The sequence below is a fragment of the Arthrobacter sp. BPSS-3 genome (assembly GCF_044628475.1).
Lineage (GTDB): Bacteria > Actinomycetota > Actinomycetes > Actinomycetales > Micrococcaceae > Arthrobacter.
In genome coordinates this window covers 60749-76636 of record NZ_JBIMMV010000003.1, presented here as the reverse complement: position 1 = coordinate 76636, position 15888 = coordinate 60749, and the positions used below count along the sequence as shown (strand labels likewise).

Here is a 15888-nt window from a genome sequence, read left to right as displayed (position 1 = left end):
TACGTTGAACCTACCGCACGGCCGGACGCGGACCGAGAATATCGGAGCCAATTCGCAGGTGTGTCGCCCCGTGCCGGATCGCGGCCTCCAGGTCCTGGCTCATTCCCGCGGAAATGCCGCTGGCCTGCGGAAAGTCTGCGCGCAGCGCCGCGGCGATGCCGGCGAGTTTTTCGAACGCGGGTTCGGGCGGTGCGCCGAGCGGTGCGACGGCCATGACGCCGGCCAGCCGAAGGCCGGGCGCGTCGGCGAGTTGGGCGGCGAGCTCCGGCACAGTCGCGGGCAGCGCGCCGCCGCGGTTGCCGTCGGCGTCGTCGGCCAAGCTGACCTGGATGAAGCAGCCGAGGTCGTCCCGGCCGGTGCTGTCCTGTTCTACGGCGATGGCCTTGGCGAGGGCGGTTGCCAGCTGCGGCCGGTCCACGGAGTGCACGGCGGCGGCGTAGCGGACCACGGACTTGGCCTTGTTGGTCTGGAGCTGGCCGATGAAGTGCCAGCGCAGGGCCAGGGCGGAAAGTTCGGCCGCCTTCTCCGCGGCCTCCTGGTCGCGGTTTTCGCCGACGTCGGTGACGCCCAGGGAGGCCAGGCGTGCCACGTCGGCGGCGGGGTGGAACTTGGTGACCACGATCAGCTGCGGCAGGTCCGCCCCGCGGCCGGCGGCCTCCGCGGCCGAGGCGATGCGCCTGCGCACCGCGGTGAGCCTTTCGGAGAGCTGCGCGGTGCGGGGATCCGCCCCGGGATCCGGGGCCGGTGCGCCGCTCATGCCGCCGCCCAGACCAGGCCGGCGAAGCGCCCGGTGGAGGCGTCCCGGCGGTAGGAAAAGAGCTCAGGGTCTTCGAGCGTGCAGCCGCCGCTGTACACGACCTCGACGCCGGCGGCCTCGAGCTGGCTCCGCACCCCGGCGGGGAGGTCGAGCCCGGGGGTTCCCTGCGCGGTGGTGGTCCAGGTGGCGGGGACGGCGGCGGCCACCTCCTCGCGAAGCTCCGCGGGCACCTCGTAGCAGCGGCCGCAGACGGAGGGGCCGATCCAGGCCCGGATAGCCCCGGCACCGAGGGCGCGCATCCGGTCCACGGCGGCGGGGACAACCCCGGCGGCGGTGCCCGGACGGCCGGCGTGGGCGACGCCGAAGACGGGGGCCGGGGCTCCGGCGCCGTCCTCCGCGGCCCGCTCCCCCACGAGGACGACCGGCACGCAGTCCGCCACCATCACGGCCAGCGGCGCGCCGGCGGAGACCAGGGAGTCGGCGGTGGGGGCGACACCCCGGCCGGCGTCCGCGGGGATCTCGGCGACGTCGTTGCCGTGCACCTGGTTCATGAAGGAGAACCCGTCCGGGCCCACGCCGGCCTCCGCCGCGAGGTCCTGCCGTCGCCTGCGCACCTCGGCGGGGTCGTCGCCGACGTGCAGGGCCAGGTTGCCGGCCGCCGCGTTCGTGAAGGCAACCCACACGCCGGGGCTCACCTCTGCCCTCCAGGAAAACACGTATCTCACCACTGTTCCGGTTGTTGCTGTCTTTCGTGAGCGGATGTCCTCCGCTCCCACCACGGTACCCGCCCGCAACGAAGCATGGCACCGCCGGGGCGGTGCCATGCTGGGTACTGCGGGTGGTGCCGGTGGCCTACTTCAGGAAGTCGGGGACGTCCAGGTCATCGGAGTGGCGGCCGGACAGGTCCGGCTCCACGACCGAGGGCAGGTCCACGTCGAAGCCTGAATCGGCGGGTACGGCGGCGGGACGCTGCTGGCCCCAGCTGCTCAGGCCCGAAGCGCCGACGCCGGCGTGCATCGGCTGCGCCGGGGCGGAGGCCGGAGCCTGGGCCGGGGCGGGAGCCGGTGCGGCCTGGCGCACGGGGGCCGGCTGGGACTGGTCCATCGACGGCGAGGTGGCCTTGACGTCGTCGAAGCCGGCGGCGATGACGGTGACGCGGGCCTCGTCGCCGAGGGCGTCGTCGATCACGGCGCCGAAGATGATGTTGGCTTCCGGGTGCGCGACCTCCTGCACCAGGCGGGCCGCCTCGTTGATTTCGAACAGGCCCAGGTCGGAGCCGCCCTGGATGGAGAGCAGGACGCCGTGGGCGCCGTCGATCGAGGCTTCCAGCAGCGGGGAGGCGATGGCGAGCTCGGCGGCCTTCACTGCCCGATCCTCGCCGCGGGCCGAGCCGATGCCCATCAGGGCCGAACCGGCGCCCTGCATGACGGACTTGACGTCGGCGAAATCGAGGTTGATCAGGCCGGGGGTGGTGATCAGGTCGGTGATGCCCTGGACACCGGAGAGCAGCACCTGGTCGGCGGAGCGGAACGCGTCCAGCACCGAGACGTTGCGGTCGCTGATCGAGAGCAGCCGGTCGTTCGGGATGACGATGAGGGTATCGACCTCGTCGCGCAGGGCGTCGATGCCGGCCTCGGCGGAACCGGCGCGGCGCCGGCCCTCAAAGGTGAACGGGCGGGTGACGACGCCAATGGTCAGGGCGCCGAGGGACCGGGCGATGCGGGCCACGACGGGCGCGCCGCCAGTGCCGGTGCCGCCGCCTTCGCCGGCAGTCACGAAGACCATGTCCGCGCCGCGGAGCACCTCTTCGATTTCATCGGCGTGGTCCTCGGCGGCCTGGCGGCCGACCTCGGGGTTCGCGCCGGCTCCGAGACCACGGGTCAGCTCGCGTCCGACGTCGAGCTTGACGTCGGCATCGGACATCAGCAGCGCCTGCGCGTCGGTGTTGATTGCGATGAATTCGACGCCGCGAAGTCCCACCTCAATCATGCGGTTGACTGCGTTCACGCCACCGCCGCCGATGCCGACGACCTTGATGACGGCCAAGTAATTCTGCGGAGCTGCCACGTTACGTGTCCCTTGTTCGTGTTCTATTGCGAAATCTGATGGAGTCCAGCTTGAAGGCTAACCTTAACCTTCGACTTGAGGGTTATAGTTATGTCAACTAACTCGTAGTTGGAACGCTATTGGCTAGGCCGAGGACATTCAATGACCGGCTCAGCGTGTCGCGCTAATACCGGCTAAATGGCGAATCTCCCCGGCCGGCCGTCAGCGGGTGACGGGGTGGCGCGGGACGCTGACGTCGTAGACCTTGACCGGGTTCTTGGGGTCCGCCGGCGCCTTCAGCAGGGCGGCCAGGACCCGGGCCTTGAGGTCCTTCTCCCCCGCGTTCCCCCAGACGATTGTCTGCCCGTCCACGAGCTTCAGTTCCACGGCGTCCACGGACTTGGCGGAGGCGTCGGAGAGCCGGGCGAGGATGTCCGGCGGCAGCGCGCCGAGTACGCCGGTGATGGCGTGGAACAGGTCCTGCGGCAGCGCCCCTCCCCCGCCGTCGATGACGGGAAGCTTCACCGCCGCGGCATCCGGCGCGGTTCCGAGCGGAACCCCGTCCGGGTCCACCAGCTGGAAGGCCTCGCCCTGCTTGAGCAGGGCCACCGGGACACGCTCGACGATGGTCACCTGCAGGGTCGACGGCGGCCGGGCCTGGCTGGTCACGGACTTGACCTGCACCAGAGGCTGCAGCAGCGCGGTGACGTCCCGGTCGCTGACCTGGGGCAGGGGCTTGCCCTGCAGCGGTGCCAGCGCGGCCTGGATCTGGTCCTGGCTGAGCATCCTGGTGCCCTGCACGGTCACCGTGCGGACTGCGAGCCACGGCGAATAGACGGCGGCGGCGATGACCCCCGCGATCAGGACCGCGACGACGGCGATGGTGCCGAGGACGATCCGGCGCCGCCGCCGGGCCTTCGGTTCGGGGAAGGCCAGGACCTTGCCGGGCGCCGGCTCCGGCGCCGGGCTCGCGGACGTGCCCGGTCCCTGGTCCGACTTCGTCGCCGAGATGACGCCGGGGCGGGACGCCGGGGCGCCGTCCCGGCCCGAACTGCCCTGGTTTGGGCTGCCCATAGTCGAACTACGCTGAGTCGAACTGCGCGGCGCGGGCGGGTAGCCGGGCCGGCGGGAGCTAGGCACCGGGGATCCCGGCGGTGAGCGCCTCCACCAGCAGCGGCCCGTACGCGGTGACGTCGCCGGCGCCGGCGGTGAGGACGATGTCGCCGGGGCCTGCGGCGGCCAGCACGGCCTGGACCGCGTCGGCGCCGGGTCCCACCAAGTGCCCGTTGGGGCCCAGGTGGTCGGCGATCAGCTGGCTGGTGACCCCGGGGATGGGGTCTTCGCGGGCCGGGTAGATGTCCAGGACCCATGCGGTGTCCGCGGCGTTGAGGGCCTCGGCGAACTCCCGGGCGAATTCCCGGGTCCGGGAGAACAGGTGCGGCTGGAAGAGCACGTGGACCCGGTGATCGCCGGCCACCGAGCGGGCCGCGGCCAGGGCGGCGCGGACCTCCGTGGGGTGGTGGGCGTAGTCGTCGTAGACGCGGACGCCGCAGCCCTCGCCCTTGTACTCGAAGCGGCGGGCCGCGCCGGTGAAACCTCCCAGCGCGGCAGCGGCGGCCTCCGGCGCGACGCCCAGCTCCAGCGCCACGGCGAAGGCGGCGGCGGCGTTCAGCGCGTTGTGCCGGCCGGGGACCTGGAGTTCGACGTCGTAGCGTCCGGAGGCGGTCTCCAGCGTGAGGGCGCCACGGCCGCCGTCGTGCAGGATCACGTCGGACTCCGGGGAGGTGCCGTAGAGGAGCACGCGGGTGGTGCCGCGTTCGCGGGTGCGCCGGGCGAGGTCGCGGGCGCCGTCGTCGTCGGCGCAGGCGACCAGCAGGCCGTCGCCCGGAAGCAGCGCGGTGAAGCGGTCAAAGGATTCGTAGACGGCCTCGGCGGTGCCGTAGTGGTCCAGGTGGTCCGGTTCGACGTTGGTGACCACCTCGATCTGCGGGCGGTAGTTCAGGAACGAGGCATCGGATTCGTCCGCCTCGGCAATGAACACCGGCGACGACCCGGAGGCGGCGTTCACGCCGAGCGCCGGGACGTTCGCGCCGATGGCGAAGGAGGGGTCCAGGCCGGCGCCCTGCAGCAGCACGGTGATCATGGAGGTGGTGGTGGACTTGCCGTGGGTGCCGGCGACCGCGACGGCGGTGTCCCGGGCCATGGCGGCGGCCAGCGCCTCGGAGCGGTGCAGCACCGGGAGCCCGGCGGCCCTGGCCGCGGCCAGTTCCGGGTTGTCGGCGCGGATCGCGGACCCGGCCACCACGGTCTGGGCGTCGCCGAGGTTGGCGGCGTCGTAGCCGACGGCAATCCGGGCGCCGGCGGCGGCGAGGTCGGCCATCACCGGCAGGTCCTTGGCGTCGGAGCCGCTGACGGGCACGCCGCGGGCCACCATGATGCGGGCGACGGCGGACATGCCGACGCCGCCGATGCCGATGAAGTGGACCCGCCCCAGTGACTCCTGGGTGCGTTCGGCCGCCTGGCCGGTGCCGGTTTCCTGTGCCATTGCTTTACCGCTTCCTGCCGTGCCGGTCACTGCTTGTCCTGCGTCGTGGGGTCTGTGTCTGGGGCGCCCGTGCCGGTGCCATTGCCGGCGTCCGCGCCGGCGGCCTCGAGCACCAGCGCGGCCATCCGCCGGTCCGCGTCGCGGATGCCGAACTGCTCCGCGGCGTGCGCCATCCGGTCCAGCCGCGCCGGGTCGCTCAGGAGCGGGAGGATGGTGCCGGTGATCCACGCGGCGTCGAAGGCGGCGTCGTCGACCAGCAGCGCCGCCCCGGCGTCGACCAGCCCTCCAGCGTTCAGGGCCTGCTCGCCGTTGCCGATGGGCAGCGGCACGAACACCGCGGGGAGCCCGACGGCGGCCACCTCGCAGACGGTCGCGGCGCCCGCGCGGGCCAGCAGCAGGTCCGCGGCGGCGTAGGCGAGTTCCATGCCGTCGACGAATTCGACCTGGCGGTAGCCCGGTGCCTCGAGGAGGCGTCCCTGGGCGTCGTGGACGGCCTTGTCCCGGCCGGTGATGTGCAGGGTCTGGATCCCGGCGGCGCCGAGGGCGTCCGCGGCGGCGGCGATGGCCCGGTTGATGCTCTGGGCGCCGGAGGAACCCCCCGTGACGATCAGGGTGGGCTTGTCCTGCTCCAGGCCCAGGGCGGTGCGGGCGGCGGCGCGCGCGCCGGCCCGGTCCAGGCCGGAGATCTCGCGGCGCATGGGCATGCCGACGTGGCGGGCGCCTCGCAGCTTGGTGGCCGCGAAGGCGACGGCGACGTGCCGGCTCAGCCGGGCGCCCACCCGGTTGGCCAGGCCCGCGCGGGTGTTGGCCTCGTGGACCACGATGGGGATCCTGCGCCGCCACGCCGCAAGGTACACCGGAGTGCAGACGTAGCCACCGACGCCCACCAGTACATCGGCCCGGGCGTCGTCCAGGATGACGCCGGCCTGCCGGACGGCGCCGGCAAGCTTGCCCGGCAGCTTCAGGAGCGCCTTGGACGGCTTGCGCGGGAAGGGCACGCGGTCCACGGTGGCGAGGTCCAGCCCGGCGGCGGGCACAAGCCGGGTTTCCATGCCTCCGGGGGTGCCGACGGCCAGTAGGGCGGCGTCCGGCCTTGCCTCCTTGACGGCGTTGGCGATCGCCAGCAGCGGGCTGATGTGGCCGGCGGTGCCGCCGCCGGCAAGGACGACGGAGAGGGGCGGTGGGGTCTTCATCAGGTCTGGGTACGCTTCCGTGCGGGGTTCTTGGGGCTGGGGGTCCGGGTGCCGGCGGGCCGGGGGGCCGGTGCCGCCGGGGCTGGGCTGGCGGGCTTCGTGCCGGCCTGCTTCGTGCTGGCTTGCTTAGTGCTCTGCGCCGTGCGGGTGGCTTTGGAGGCGGCAGGCTTCGCCGTGGAGGACCTGGCGGGCGCCGTCGCCGTCTCCCCTTCGCGCCGGGCCACGACCCTGCGGCGCAGGATGCGGGTGAACCCGGCGGGGCCGAAACGGAGCAAGCCCTTGGGCTGCATGTCCGGCGCCATCTGCGCCCGTGCGAGGGACAGGACGACGCCGACGGCGCTGAGGGACATGAGGAGCGCCGAGCCGCCATAGGAGATGAACGGCAGCGGCAGGCCAATCACGGGCAGCAGGCCGGTAACGACGGCCATGTTGACCGTTGCCTGTCCCAGCAGCCAGACCATGATGGCGCCGGCCAGGACGCGGTGGAACAGGTCCTGCTGGGCCACCACCACGCGATAGATCGCGGTGCCGAGGACGGCGAAGAGGATGAGGACTACGATCGTGCCGATGAGGCCGAGTTCCTCGCCGATGATCGCGAAGATGAAGTCGTTGTGGGCCTCGGGGATCCAGCTGTATTTCTGCCGGCTCTGGCCCAGGCCCACGCCGAACCAGCCGCCGGAGGCCAGTCCGTAGAGGCCGTTGGTGGACTGGTAGTTCAGGTCCGAGCCGTCGGAGCAGGTCTGCCCGGTCCAGGAGAGGATGCGGCACATGCGGTTGGGGCTGGTCACGGCCAGGACGGCGGTGCCGATCGCCAGCGCCACGCCGGCGATCCCGAACAGGTAGAGCCGGACCCCGGCGAAGAACAGCCCGGCAGCCATGATGATCATGATGATCATGGCGGTACCGAGGTCGTTGCCGGCCAGGATCAGGCCGAGGATGGCGGCTGCGCCGGGGAATACCACGGGAACAACCACGTGCCGCCACTGGCTGAGGAACGCGGCCTTGCGGTTCAGCACCGTGGCCATCCAGAGCGCCAGCGCCAGCTTCGCGGCCTCGGAGGGCTGGAAGGTGAAGGGGCCGACGTCGATCCAGTTCTGGTTGCCCAGCGTGCTGCGGCCGATCAGGAGCACCAGGCCCAGCAGGAGGATGGCCAGGAAGATGGCCGGCCAGGCGAAGCGCTTAAGCCAGACGACGTTCACCCGCGAGAGGACGAACATGACGAAGACGCCGATCGCGGCGAAGAGTCCCTGCTTCAGCGCCGCCGAGTAGGGCGACTCCCCCGCGGCGATGGACTCGACGCTGGAGGCCGAGAGCACCATCATGATGCCGATCGCCGTGAGCGCCAGCGTCGATCCGAGGATCAGGTAGTAGGTGGAGCCGTTCCGGGACCGGCCGTTGCCCTCGAGGGCGGACCAGAACATCCGGTACCAGCCGCGGAGGCGGCCGGCGGCGGCCGTGCCGCCGGAGGGTGCCGCGGCGGGACGGGTGGGCGTGCTGACCATTGCTACTCCTCGGTGGTCTGAGCCTGCCCTTCCACGAGCTCGCGGACAGCTTCGATGAAGGCGTCGCCACGGTGAGCATAGGAAGAGAACTGATCCATGGACGCAGCTGCCGGGGCCAGGAGCACAGTGTCCCCCGGGGCGGCCAGCTGTGCGGCGGACGCTACGGCCTGGGCCATCACAGTCTCGCCAAAAATCGGCGAGGGGGCTGCGTCGGCGTCGGCCGGTCCGGCAGTCTGCTCCTTTTCAGTCTCACCCTTGGCGTGGCCGATCACCGGGACATCCGGCGCGTGTCGCTCGAGCGAGGCCAGCAGGTCCGAGGAGTCGGCCCCGATCAGCACCACGGCCTTGAGCCTGGCGGCGTTGTCGCGCACCAGTGAGTCGTAATTCACACCCTTGGACAGGCCGCCGGCGATCCAGATGACGTGCTCGAACGCAGCCAGCGAGGCGGCAGCGGCGTGCGGGTTGGTGGCCTTGGAGTCGTTGATCCAGAGCACCCCGCCCTGCTTCGCGACCGGCTGGATGCGGTGGTCTCCCGGGAGGTAGTTCTGCAGGCCCTCCCGGACGGCGGCGGGCGCCACCCCGTAGGCCCGGACCAGGGCGGCCGCGGCGAGGGCGTTGGCCACCATGTGCCGCGGGGCCACCGGTCCGAGATCGCTCATGGCGGCGAGCTCGGCGGCGCTGTGCTTGCGTTCGGCGATGAAGGCGCGGTCGACGAGGAGGCCCTCGACGACGCCCACCATGCTGATCGCCGGGGTCAGGGTGGTGAAGGCGACGGCGCGGCAGCCCTCGACGACGTCGGCGTCCTCGACCATCCGCTCGGTCTCGATCTGCTCGGCGTTGTAGACGCAGGCCTTCTGGGTCCGTTCGTAGACCTTGGCCTTGTCCGCGAGGTAGGAGTCGTAGGAGCCGTGCCAGTCGACGTGGTCCTCGGCGACGTTGAGGCACACGCTGGCCACCGGGGAGATGGAGTGGCTCCAGTGCAGCTGGAAGCTGGAGAGTTCGACGGCGAAGACGTCGTAGTCCACCGGGTCGCGCAGCGCGTCCAGGATGGGGGTGCCCACGTTGCCGACGGCGATCGCCTTGAGGCCGGCGGCCTGCAGCATCGACTCGGTCAGGCCCACCGTGGTGGTCTTGCCGTTGGTGCCGGTGATGGTGATCCAGTCGGCGGTCTTGCGGCCCTCACGGACGCGGACCCGCCAGGCGAGTTCGACGTCGCCCCAGATGGGGATGTGCGCCCGCGCGGCGGCGGCGAGCAGGGCCTGGTCCGGGCGCCAGCCCGGGGACGTGACGATCAGGTCCGGCTTCTGGCCGTCCACGGTAGGTACGGAGCCAACGGCGTCCTCGCCGAGCAGCACGCCGGCCGCGCCGACGATCTTGAGTGTGTCCGCCTGGGCCAGGGCCTTGGGGGTCTCGGCGGCGTCCACCACCACAACCCGGGCGCCCAGTTCGATCAGGGTGTCTGCGGCGGCGAAGCCGGAGATGCCGATGCCGGTCACCACCACGCGCAGGCCGGCCCAGTCGGCGTCCCAGCTGGTGAGTCCGTCCAGCCGGGGCGAGCTGGCGAGGGGTTCGGGAATCGTGCCGATCACAGCAGTACCACCCATTCCGCGTAGAAGATGCCGAGGCCGGCGGCGACGAACAGTCCGCAGAGGATCCAGAACCGGACCACGACCGTGACCTCGGCCCAGCCCTTGAGTTCGAAGTGGTGCTGCAGCGGCGCCATCTTGAAGAACCGTTTGCCCTTGGTGATCTTGAAGTAGCCCACCTGGATGATGACCGAGAGGGTGATCAGGACGAACAGGCCGCCGATGAAGGCCAGCAGCAGTTCGGTGCGGGACAGGATGGCGAAGCCGGCCACGGCGCCGCCGATTGCGAGCGAGCCGGTGTCGCCCATGAAGATCTTGGCCGGGGAGGTGTTCCACCAGAGGAAGCCCACCAGGGCCGCGCTGAGGATGGCCGCCAGCAGGGCCAGGTCCAGCGGGTCGCGGACGGTGTAGCAGCCGCCGCCGGCCTGCCGGGGCAATCCGCAGGACTGGTTGCTCTGCCAGATCCCGATCAGCGTGTAGGCGCCGAAGACCATCACGGAGGCGCCGGCGGCGAGGCCGTCCAGGCCGTCGGTGAGGTTCACGCCGTTGGTCGCGGCGGTGACGATCAGGTTGGACCAGAGGACGAACAGGATCGCTCCCACCACGGTGCCGCCGAAGGCGAGGTTGAGCCAGGGAATGTCGCGGACAAGGGAGATTTGGTACGACGCAGGGGTGACTCCGTTCTCGTCCGGGAAGGTCAGGGCGAGGACGGCGAAGATGATGCCGACCGCGGCCTGGAGGATGAGCTTGGCCTTGGCGTTCAGGCCCAGGCTGCGTTGGGCGGAGATCTTGATGAAGTCATCCAGGAAGCCCACCAGGCCCATGCCCACCATGAGGAAGAGCAGGAGCATGGCCGAGGCGGTGGGTCCCGGCGAGGCCGGGTTCATCCACCACATCACCAGGTGCGTGGCGAAGTAGGCGATCAGCACGCCCACCACCACGACGGCGCCGCCCATGGTGGGGGTGCCGCGCTTGGTGTGGTGCGAGGTGGGGCCGTCGTCGCGGATGAACTGCCCGTAGCCCTTGCGGACCAGGAAGCGGATGAAGAGCGGGGTACCGAGGAAGGACAGCAGCAGTGCCAGTCCGGAGCCCATCAGCAGTGCGATCACGGCAGGGTGCTCCCGTCGGTGGCAGGGGTGGCGTCCGGGCCGGTGCCCGGGGCGGCGTCCGGCGCCGGTGCAGCTAATGCTATCCGGTCCCCCAGGTGGCGCAGGCCAATGCTGTTGGAGGATTTGAAGAGGACCAGGTCGCCGGGTTCGAGCTCGACCTGGAGGATCCCGAAGGCCTCCTCGACGTCCTCGGCGAAGATGCACTCGTCGCCCCAGGAACCCTCGTTGACGGCGGAGACGTAGAGGGCACGGGCTTCCCGGCCGATCACCAGGAGCCGGGAGATGTTGAGCCGGACCACCTGGGTGCCGACGGCGGTGTGCTCGCGGATGGAGTCCTCGCCCAGTTCCAGCATGGCGCCGAGTACGGCCCAGGTGCGCCGGCCGCGGCCGAGGTCGGCCAGGGTGCGGAGCGCGGCCCGCATCGACTCGGGGTTGGCGTTGTAGGCGTCGTTGATGATGGTGACGCCGTCGGCCCGTTCGGTGCGTTCCATCCGCCAGCGGCTTGCGGCGGTCTGGCTGCTGAGGGACGCGGCGATCTGCGCGCCGGGGATGCCGGCGGCGAACGCGGCGGACGCGGCGGCCAGCAGGTTGGTCAGGTGGTGGGCGCCGATCAGGCGGGCGGAGACGTGGTGCGTGCCGCCGTCGGGCAGCACGAGGTCGAATTCGGGGCTGCCGCCGGCGTTGAGCTCGACGTTGGTGGCGAGGACGCCCGCGCCGGTCTGCCCGGATTCGGCGGAGAAGCCCAGCACGGTTGCCTGGGTCCTGGCGGCCATGGCCGCAACGCGGGGGTCGTCGAGGTTGAGCACGGCGGTGCCGTCGGCCGAGAGGCCCTCGACCATTTCGCCCTTGGCGCGGGCGATGTTCTCGACGCCGCCGAATTCGCCGGCGTGGGCGGTGCCGACGCAGAGCACGACGCCGATCTCCGGGCGGACCATTTCGGCGAGGTAGGTGATGTGGCCGACGCCGGTGGCACCCATTTCGATGACGAGGTAGCGGGTGCCGAAGCCGGCCTTGAAGACGGTCAGCGGGACGCCGACCTCGCCGTTGTAGGAGCCCTGGGGCGCGACGGTTTCGCCGGAGCCGGAGAAGATGCCGGCCAGCAGGTCCTTGGTGGTGGTCTTGCCGGCGGAGCCGGTGATGCCCACCACGGTGAAGTCCTCGCCGGCGGCGGCGCGGTGCTGCCGGATCCGGCGTACGGCCTCGGCGGCGAGGGCGCCCATGGCAAGGACCGCGTCCTCGACGATCACGGCCGGGAAGGGCTTGCCGGCGGCGTCGGAGACTTCGCGCTCGGCCAGCGCCAGGACCGCGCCGCGGTCGAAGGCGGCGGCGACGAAGTCGTGCCCGTCGGCGGCCTCACCGGGCTTGGCCACGTAGAGGGAGCCCGGCGTCGCTTCGCGGGAGTCGGTGACCACTGACCCGGGCGTGAGCTCCGGATCGGCGGCCAGCCGGCCGTTGGTTATGTCGGCGATTTCCGCCGCGGTAAATGCAATCATCTCGGTTTAGGACTCTATCCGCTGGTCGTCGAGAACGGTGAATCCCCGGGCTGTCAAGGCAGTGCGCAGTTCCACGCGGTCATCGAGGGCCACGTTGACGCCCTTGACCTCCTGCCAGACTTCGTGCCCGCGGCCGGCCACCAGGATGGTGTCGTGCGGCGCGGCCAGCTCCGCCGCCTTGCGGATGGCCTCGTCCCGCGGGAAGACCTCCAGCACGGTGCTGGCCAGGGCCTCGTCGCGGACGGCGGCGTGGGCACCGGCCAAGACGTCGGCCCGGATGCCGGCGGCGTCCTCGTCGTGCGGGTCGTCGTCGCTGACGATCACGACGTCGGCCAGCCGGGCGGCGATCGCACCCATCGCGGGGCGCTTGCCCTGGTCGCGCTGGCCGGTGGCGCCGAAGACGATGATCACCTTGGAGCCGGGCTCCGGGGAGCGGACGGCGGCGAGGGCGCGTTCGAGTGCGTCGGGGTTGTGGGCGAAGTCGACGACGGCGGCAGGCTCGGTGGCGACCAGCTGCATGCGGCCGGGCACGGCGACGGTGAACGGGTCCGCTGCGTCGAGGGCGGCTTGCACATCCTCGACGGTGGCGCCGCCGGCCAGGACCATGACGGTGGCCAGGGCCGCGTTAGCGACGTTGAAGCCGCCCGGCAGACCGGTGTGGACGGTGAGGACCGAGCCGTTCCGGTGCCGGAGCACGAAGTCGGTGCCGAGCCCGCGCGGGGTGGTCCCGGTGACGGTCCAGTCGGCGTCGGGGCCGGCGTCATTCCCTGAGGTGTCGGGTTCCGTGCCGGCGGTGGCCAGCGTGGTGACCGGCAGGCCGGTCCCGGCGGCGAGGCCGGCGAGCCTGCGGCCCCACTCGTCGTCGACCGTGACCACGGCGGCGCGGGCCAGTTCGGGGGTGAACAGCCGGGCCTTGGTCTGGAAGTACTCCTCCATGGTCCCGTGCAGGTCCAGGTGGTCCTGGGTCAGGTTGGTGAAGCCGGCGACGTCGAAGTCCACCCCGTCGACGCGGTGGAAGGCGATGGCGTGCGAGGAGACCTCCATGGAGGCCGCGTCGAGGCCTCGTTCGCGCATGAGCGCCAGCAGGGCGTGCACGTCCGTGGACTCCGGGGTGGTCAGCAGGCTGGGGATCGGCTCGCCGCCGGCCAGGATCTCGATGGTGCCGATCAGACCGGGGCGCCGCCCCAGGGCGCGCAACAGGGCGTTGGTGAAGTACGTGGTGGTGGTCTTGCCGTTGGTGCCGGTGACGCCGTACAGCGCCGGCGCCCGGTTTGCTGTGCCTTCAGACGTGCTGTCTGTTCCGTGCCCGGTGCCCCGCTCGGGGCGGCTGCGGTAGATCAGCGCGGAGAGCCGGCCCACCAGGGTCCGCGGCTCGGCGGTGACCAGCACGGGGACGGGAACGTCGTTGGAGAGCGCCAGCAGCCGCGCCCCGGCGTCGTCGGTCAGCACCGCGACGGCGCCGGCCTCCACGGCCTGGGCAACGAAGTCGGCCCCGTGCCGGGAGGCCCCGGGCAGTGCGACGTAGAGGTCCCCCGGCAGCACCGTGCGGGAGTTCAGCGAGATGCCGGTGACGTCGACCGCGGCCGAGGCGCCCGGAACCACGACGCCGATCCAGCCGCCAAGGGTTTCCAGGGGCACGGGGGCGACGGCGGCCGGGCGGAACGCCGCGGCAGCGGCCCCGCCCTCGTTCTCGGCGGCCTGATCCTGGGCGGTGGGTTCTGACAAGGGGTTCTCCGTCGGTGGTGCGGGCAGCGCGCTGCGCGCGGAGGATTGCCCCGCACCCAGGCCCGGCTGCGAAAAAACGTGCTGCTGGCTGGTGGTCTTGTGTGCTACTTGGCGTACTGCGGCAGCCTGACCGGCGCGCCGGTTGAGGGCTGGACGTTGTAGGTCCGCAGCGTCTGGCCCATTACGGACCGGAAAACGGGCCCGTTGGTGATGCCGTAGATGCTGCCCTTGGGCCGCTGTAGGACCACTTCAACAATAAACCGCGGATCGTCCATCGGCGCCATCCCCACCATGGAGGCGGTGTAGCCGCAGAAGCCGGACTTGCCGTCGTCGCACGGGGACTCGGAGGTACCGGTCTTGGCGCCCACCCGGTAGCCGTCGATCGCCGCGTCCTTGATCTCGCCCTCGGTCACGGCGCTCTCCAGGATGTCCCGGACCTGCTTGGCGGTATCCTTGCTGACCACCTGCCGACTGTCCTTGGCGGGGACCTTTTCCTCGTGGCCGTCCGGGTCGATGTAGCTGTCGATCAGGCGGGGCTGGAGCATGACGCCGTCGTTGGCGATGCTCTGGTAGGCCCGCACGGTCTGCAGGGTGGACTGCGCCACGCCCTGGCCGAAGAGGACGGTGTACTGCTGCCGGCCGTCCCACTGGTCCGCTGGGGTGAGGATGCCGGGGGTTTCGGCGGGCAGACCGATGTCCGGGGCCTCGCCGATGCCGAACTTCTGCAGCCAGTCGTGCCGCTTTTCCTTGCTGAGCTTCTGGCCGACCATCACGGTGCCGGTATTCATCGAGTAGCCCACGATCCCGGCGAGGGTCCGCTGCTCGGTGCCGTGCTCGAACGCGTCGGAGAAGGTCTGCCCGTCCACGGTGTAGGTCGGCGGGACGGTGTAAGTGTCCAGTGGGTGGGAGGTGCCCTCCTCAATCGCGGATGCGGCGGTGATCATCTTCTCCACCGAGCCGGGCTCATAGGCGGCGGTGACGGCGCGGACGCCACGGTCCTTGGCATCGACCTTGCCCGGGTCGTTGGGGTCCGGGGCATTGGTGTCCGCCATGGCGATGATGTTGCCGTTCTTCACGTCGGAGATGACGATGATCCCCCACTCGGCGCTGAGCTTGTCCTTCTGGCTCTGGATGGCCTGCTGGGCGAAGTACTGCAGGTCCGAATTCAGGGTCAGCTTGACGTCCTTGCCGTTGACGGCGGGGGTCAGCTGGTCCACACCCACCGGGATGCGCAGGCCGTCGGCGCCGATCTCGAAGACGCGCTTGCCCGGGGTGCCCTTCAGCACGTCGTCCTGGGTCTGTTCGAGGCCGGCCTGGCCGGTCGTGCCGTCCTTGAGGAAGCCGACGATCCCGCCGGCCACCGAACCGTTGGGGTAGACGCGCTTGCTGGTGCCCTCCGAGGCCAGGCCCGGGATCTGCAGCTTGGAGATCCGGTCCTCGACGTCGGGCCGGATGTCCTTGGCCACGATGTAGTAGCGCTGGGTGCCGGTCAGGGCATTCTTGACGTCGTCCTTTTTCATGCCGAGGACGTTGGCGAGTTCCTCGATGCCTTGATCCCGCGGGATCTTGACGACCGTGTCCTTGCCGTCCACCGTCTCGAGCCGGGGGAAGGTGGCGGTGGTGGTGTTGACGGTCTGGTCCACCACCACGTTGTAGCGGATGACGCTGCTGGCCAGGACGTTGCCGGAGGCGTCGAGGATCTTGCCGCGCTCGGCCGGAAGCACCGTGGGCGTGAGCCGGTTTTTCAGTGCCGCCTCGGCCATGCCGCCCATGTCCAGGCCCTGGACCAGGAAGAGCTTGGCGCCCACCACCAGCAGCAGAGCGAGCATGAGGCAGAGCCCGATCCGCAGCCGCCGGGTGGCGCTCGAGGTCCGGGATGAGCGTGCCTTGCCGGTGTTCTGCGCCACGGTACTTCCTTGCTGGTCGGCGGTG

11 protein-coding genes and 1 pseudogene are annotated in these 15888 nt (G+C 71.1%); all 12 read right to left on the bottom strand.

Annotation, left to right across the window (positions count from 1 at the left end):
* Positions 1 to 10: 10 nt before the first annotated feature.
* The 12 genes and pseudogenes from ACFVY3_RS06150 to ACFVY3_RS06095 all read right to left on the bottom strand — a co-directional run bounded on the left by ACFVY3_RS06150 (position 11) and on the right by ACFVY3_RS06095 (position 15863).
* Positions 11 to 757 (bottom strand): YggS family pyridoxal phosphate-dependent enzyme, encoded by a 747-nt coding sequence (locus ACFVY3_RS06150; RefSeq protein WP_400159112.1) that lies wholly within the window; start codon positions 755 to 757, stop codon positions 11 to 13.
* Positions 754 to 1473: a polyphenol oxidase family protein gene (locus ACFVY3_RS06145; RefSeq protein WP_400159111.1), complete on the bottom strand. Its 720-nt coding sequence runs from the start codon at positions 1471 to 1473 to the stop codon at positions 754 to 756. The genes ACFVY3_RS06150 and ACFVY3_RS06145 overlap by 4 nt, the downstream gene beginning before the upstream one ends.
* 136 nt (positions 1474 to 1609) lie before the next feature.
* Positions 1610 to 2824 (bottom strand): cell division protein FtsZ, encoded by a 1215-nt coding sequence (ftsZ, locus tag ACFVY3_RS06140; protein ID WP_364137839.1) that lies wholly within the window; start codon positions 2822 to 2824, stop codon positions 1610 to 1612.
* A gap of 201 nt (positions 2825 to 3025) precedes the next feature.
* Positions 3026 to 3943, bottom strand: a complete 918-nt coding sequence (locus ACFVY3_RS06135) for a cell division protein FtsQ/DivIB (RefSeq protein ID WP_400159110.1) — start codon at positions 3941 to 3943, stop codon at positions 3026 to 3028.
* Positions 3936 to 5348 carry a UDP-N-acetylmuramate--L-alanine ligase gene (gene murC / locus ACFVY3_RS06130; RefSeq protein ID WP_400159109.1) on the bottom strand — a complete coding sequence of 471 codons (1413 nt, stop codon included), beginning with the start codon at positions 5346 to 5348 and terminating at the stop codon, positions 3936 to 3938. Before murC ends, ACFVY3_RS06135 begins: the two co-directional genes overlap by 8 nt.
* Before the next feature lie 26 nt (positions 5349 to 5374).
* Positions 5375 to 6541, bottom strand: coding sequence for an undecaprenyldiphospho-muramoylpentapeptide beta-N-acetylglucosaminyltransferase (gene murG / locus ACFVY3_RS06125; RefSeq protein ID WP_400159108.1), 1167 nt, complete (start codon positions 6539 to 6541; stop codon positions 5375 to 5377).
* A 257-nt stretch (positions 6542 to 6798) separates the two neighbouring features.
* Positions 6799 to 8043 (bottom strand): annotated as a pseudogene (gene ftsW, locus ACFVY3_RS06120) (putative lipid II flippase FtsW); the annotation flags it as partial.
* 2 nt (positions 8044 to 8045) lie between these two features.
* A complete protein-coding gene (gene murD, locus ACFVY3_RS06115; RefSeq protein WP_400159107.1) occupies positions 8046 to 9647 on the bottom strand; it encodes a UDP-N-acetylmuramoyl-L-alanine--D-glutamate ligase in 1602 nt (533 codons plus the stop codon).
* The gene (gene mraY, locus ACFVY3_RS06110) at positions 9629 to 10738 is read right to left on the bottom strand and encodes a phospho-N-acetylmuramoyl-pentapeptide-transferase (RefSeq protein ID WP_400159106.1); all 1110 of its coding nucleotides are present in this window, start codon (positions 10736 to 10738) and stop codon (positions 9629 to 9631) included. Before mraY ends, murD begins: the two co-directional genes overlap by 19 nt.
* Positions 10735 to 12231 (bottom strand): UDP-N-acetylmuramoyl-tripeptide--D-alanyl-D-alanine ligase, encoded by a 1497-nt coding sequence (murF, locus tag ACFVY3_RS06105; protein WP_400159105.1) that lies wholly within the window; start codon positions 12229 to 12231, stop codon positions 10735 to 10737. Before murF ends, mraY begins: the two co-directional genes overlap by 4 nt.
* Before the next feature lie 6 nt (positions 12232 to 12237).
* Positions 12238 to 13956 (bottom strand): UDP-N-acetylmuramoyl-L-alanyl-D-glutamate--2,6-diaminopimelate ligase, encoded by a 1719-nt coding sequence (locus ACFVY3_RS06100; RefSeq protein WP_400159104.1) that lies wholly within the window; start codon positions 13954 to 13956, stop codon positions 12238 to 12240.
* Between the two features lie 104 nt (positions 13957 to 14060).
* Positions 14061 to 15863: a peptidoglycan D,D-transpeptidase FtsI family protein gene (locus tag ACFVY3_RS06095; RefSeq protein ID WP_400159103.1), complete on the bottom strand. Its 1803-nt coding sequence runs from the start codon at positions 15861 to 15863 to the stop codon at positions 14061 to 14063.
* Positions 15864 to 15888 lie beyond the last annotated feature (25 nt).

What these genes read in the sequence shown, in the direction of transcription:
- ACFVY3_RS06150 (WP_400159112.1), bottom strand. Translation starts at nt 757, where the DNA reads ATGAGCGGCGCACCGGCCCCGGATCCCGGGGCGGATCCCCGCACCGCG.
- murC (WP_400159109.1), bottom strand. Translation starts at nt 5,348, where the DNA reads ATGGCACAGGAAACCGGCACCGGCCAGGCGGCCGAACGCACCCAGGAG.
- murG (WP_400159108.1), bottom strand. Translation starts at nt 6,541, where the DNA reads ATGAAGACCCCACCGCCCCTCTCCGTCGTCCTTGCCGGCGGCGGCACC.
- murD (WP_400159107.1), bottom strand. Translation starts at nt 9,647, where the DNA reads ATGGGTGGTACTGCTGTGATCGGCACGATTCCCGAACCCCTCGCCAGC.
- murF (WP_400159105.1), bottom strand. Translation starts at nt 12,231, where the DNA reads ATGATTGCATTTACCGCGGCGGAAATCGCCGACATAACCAACGGCCGG.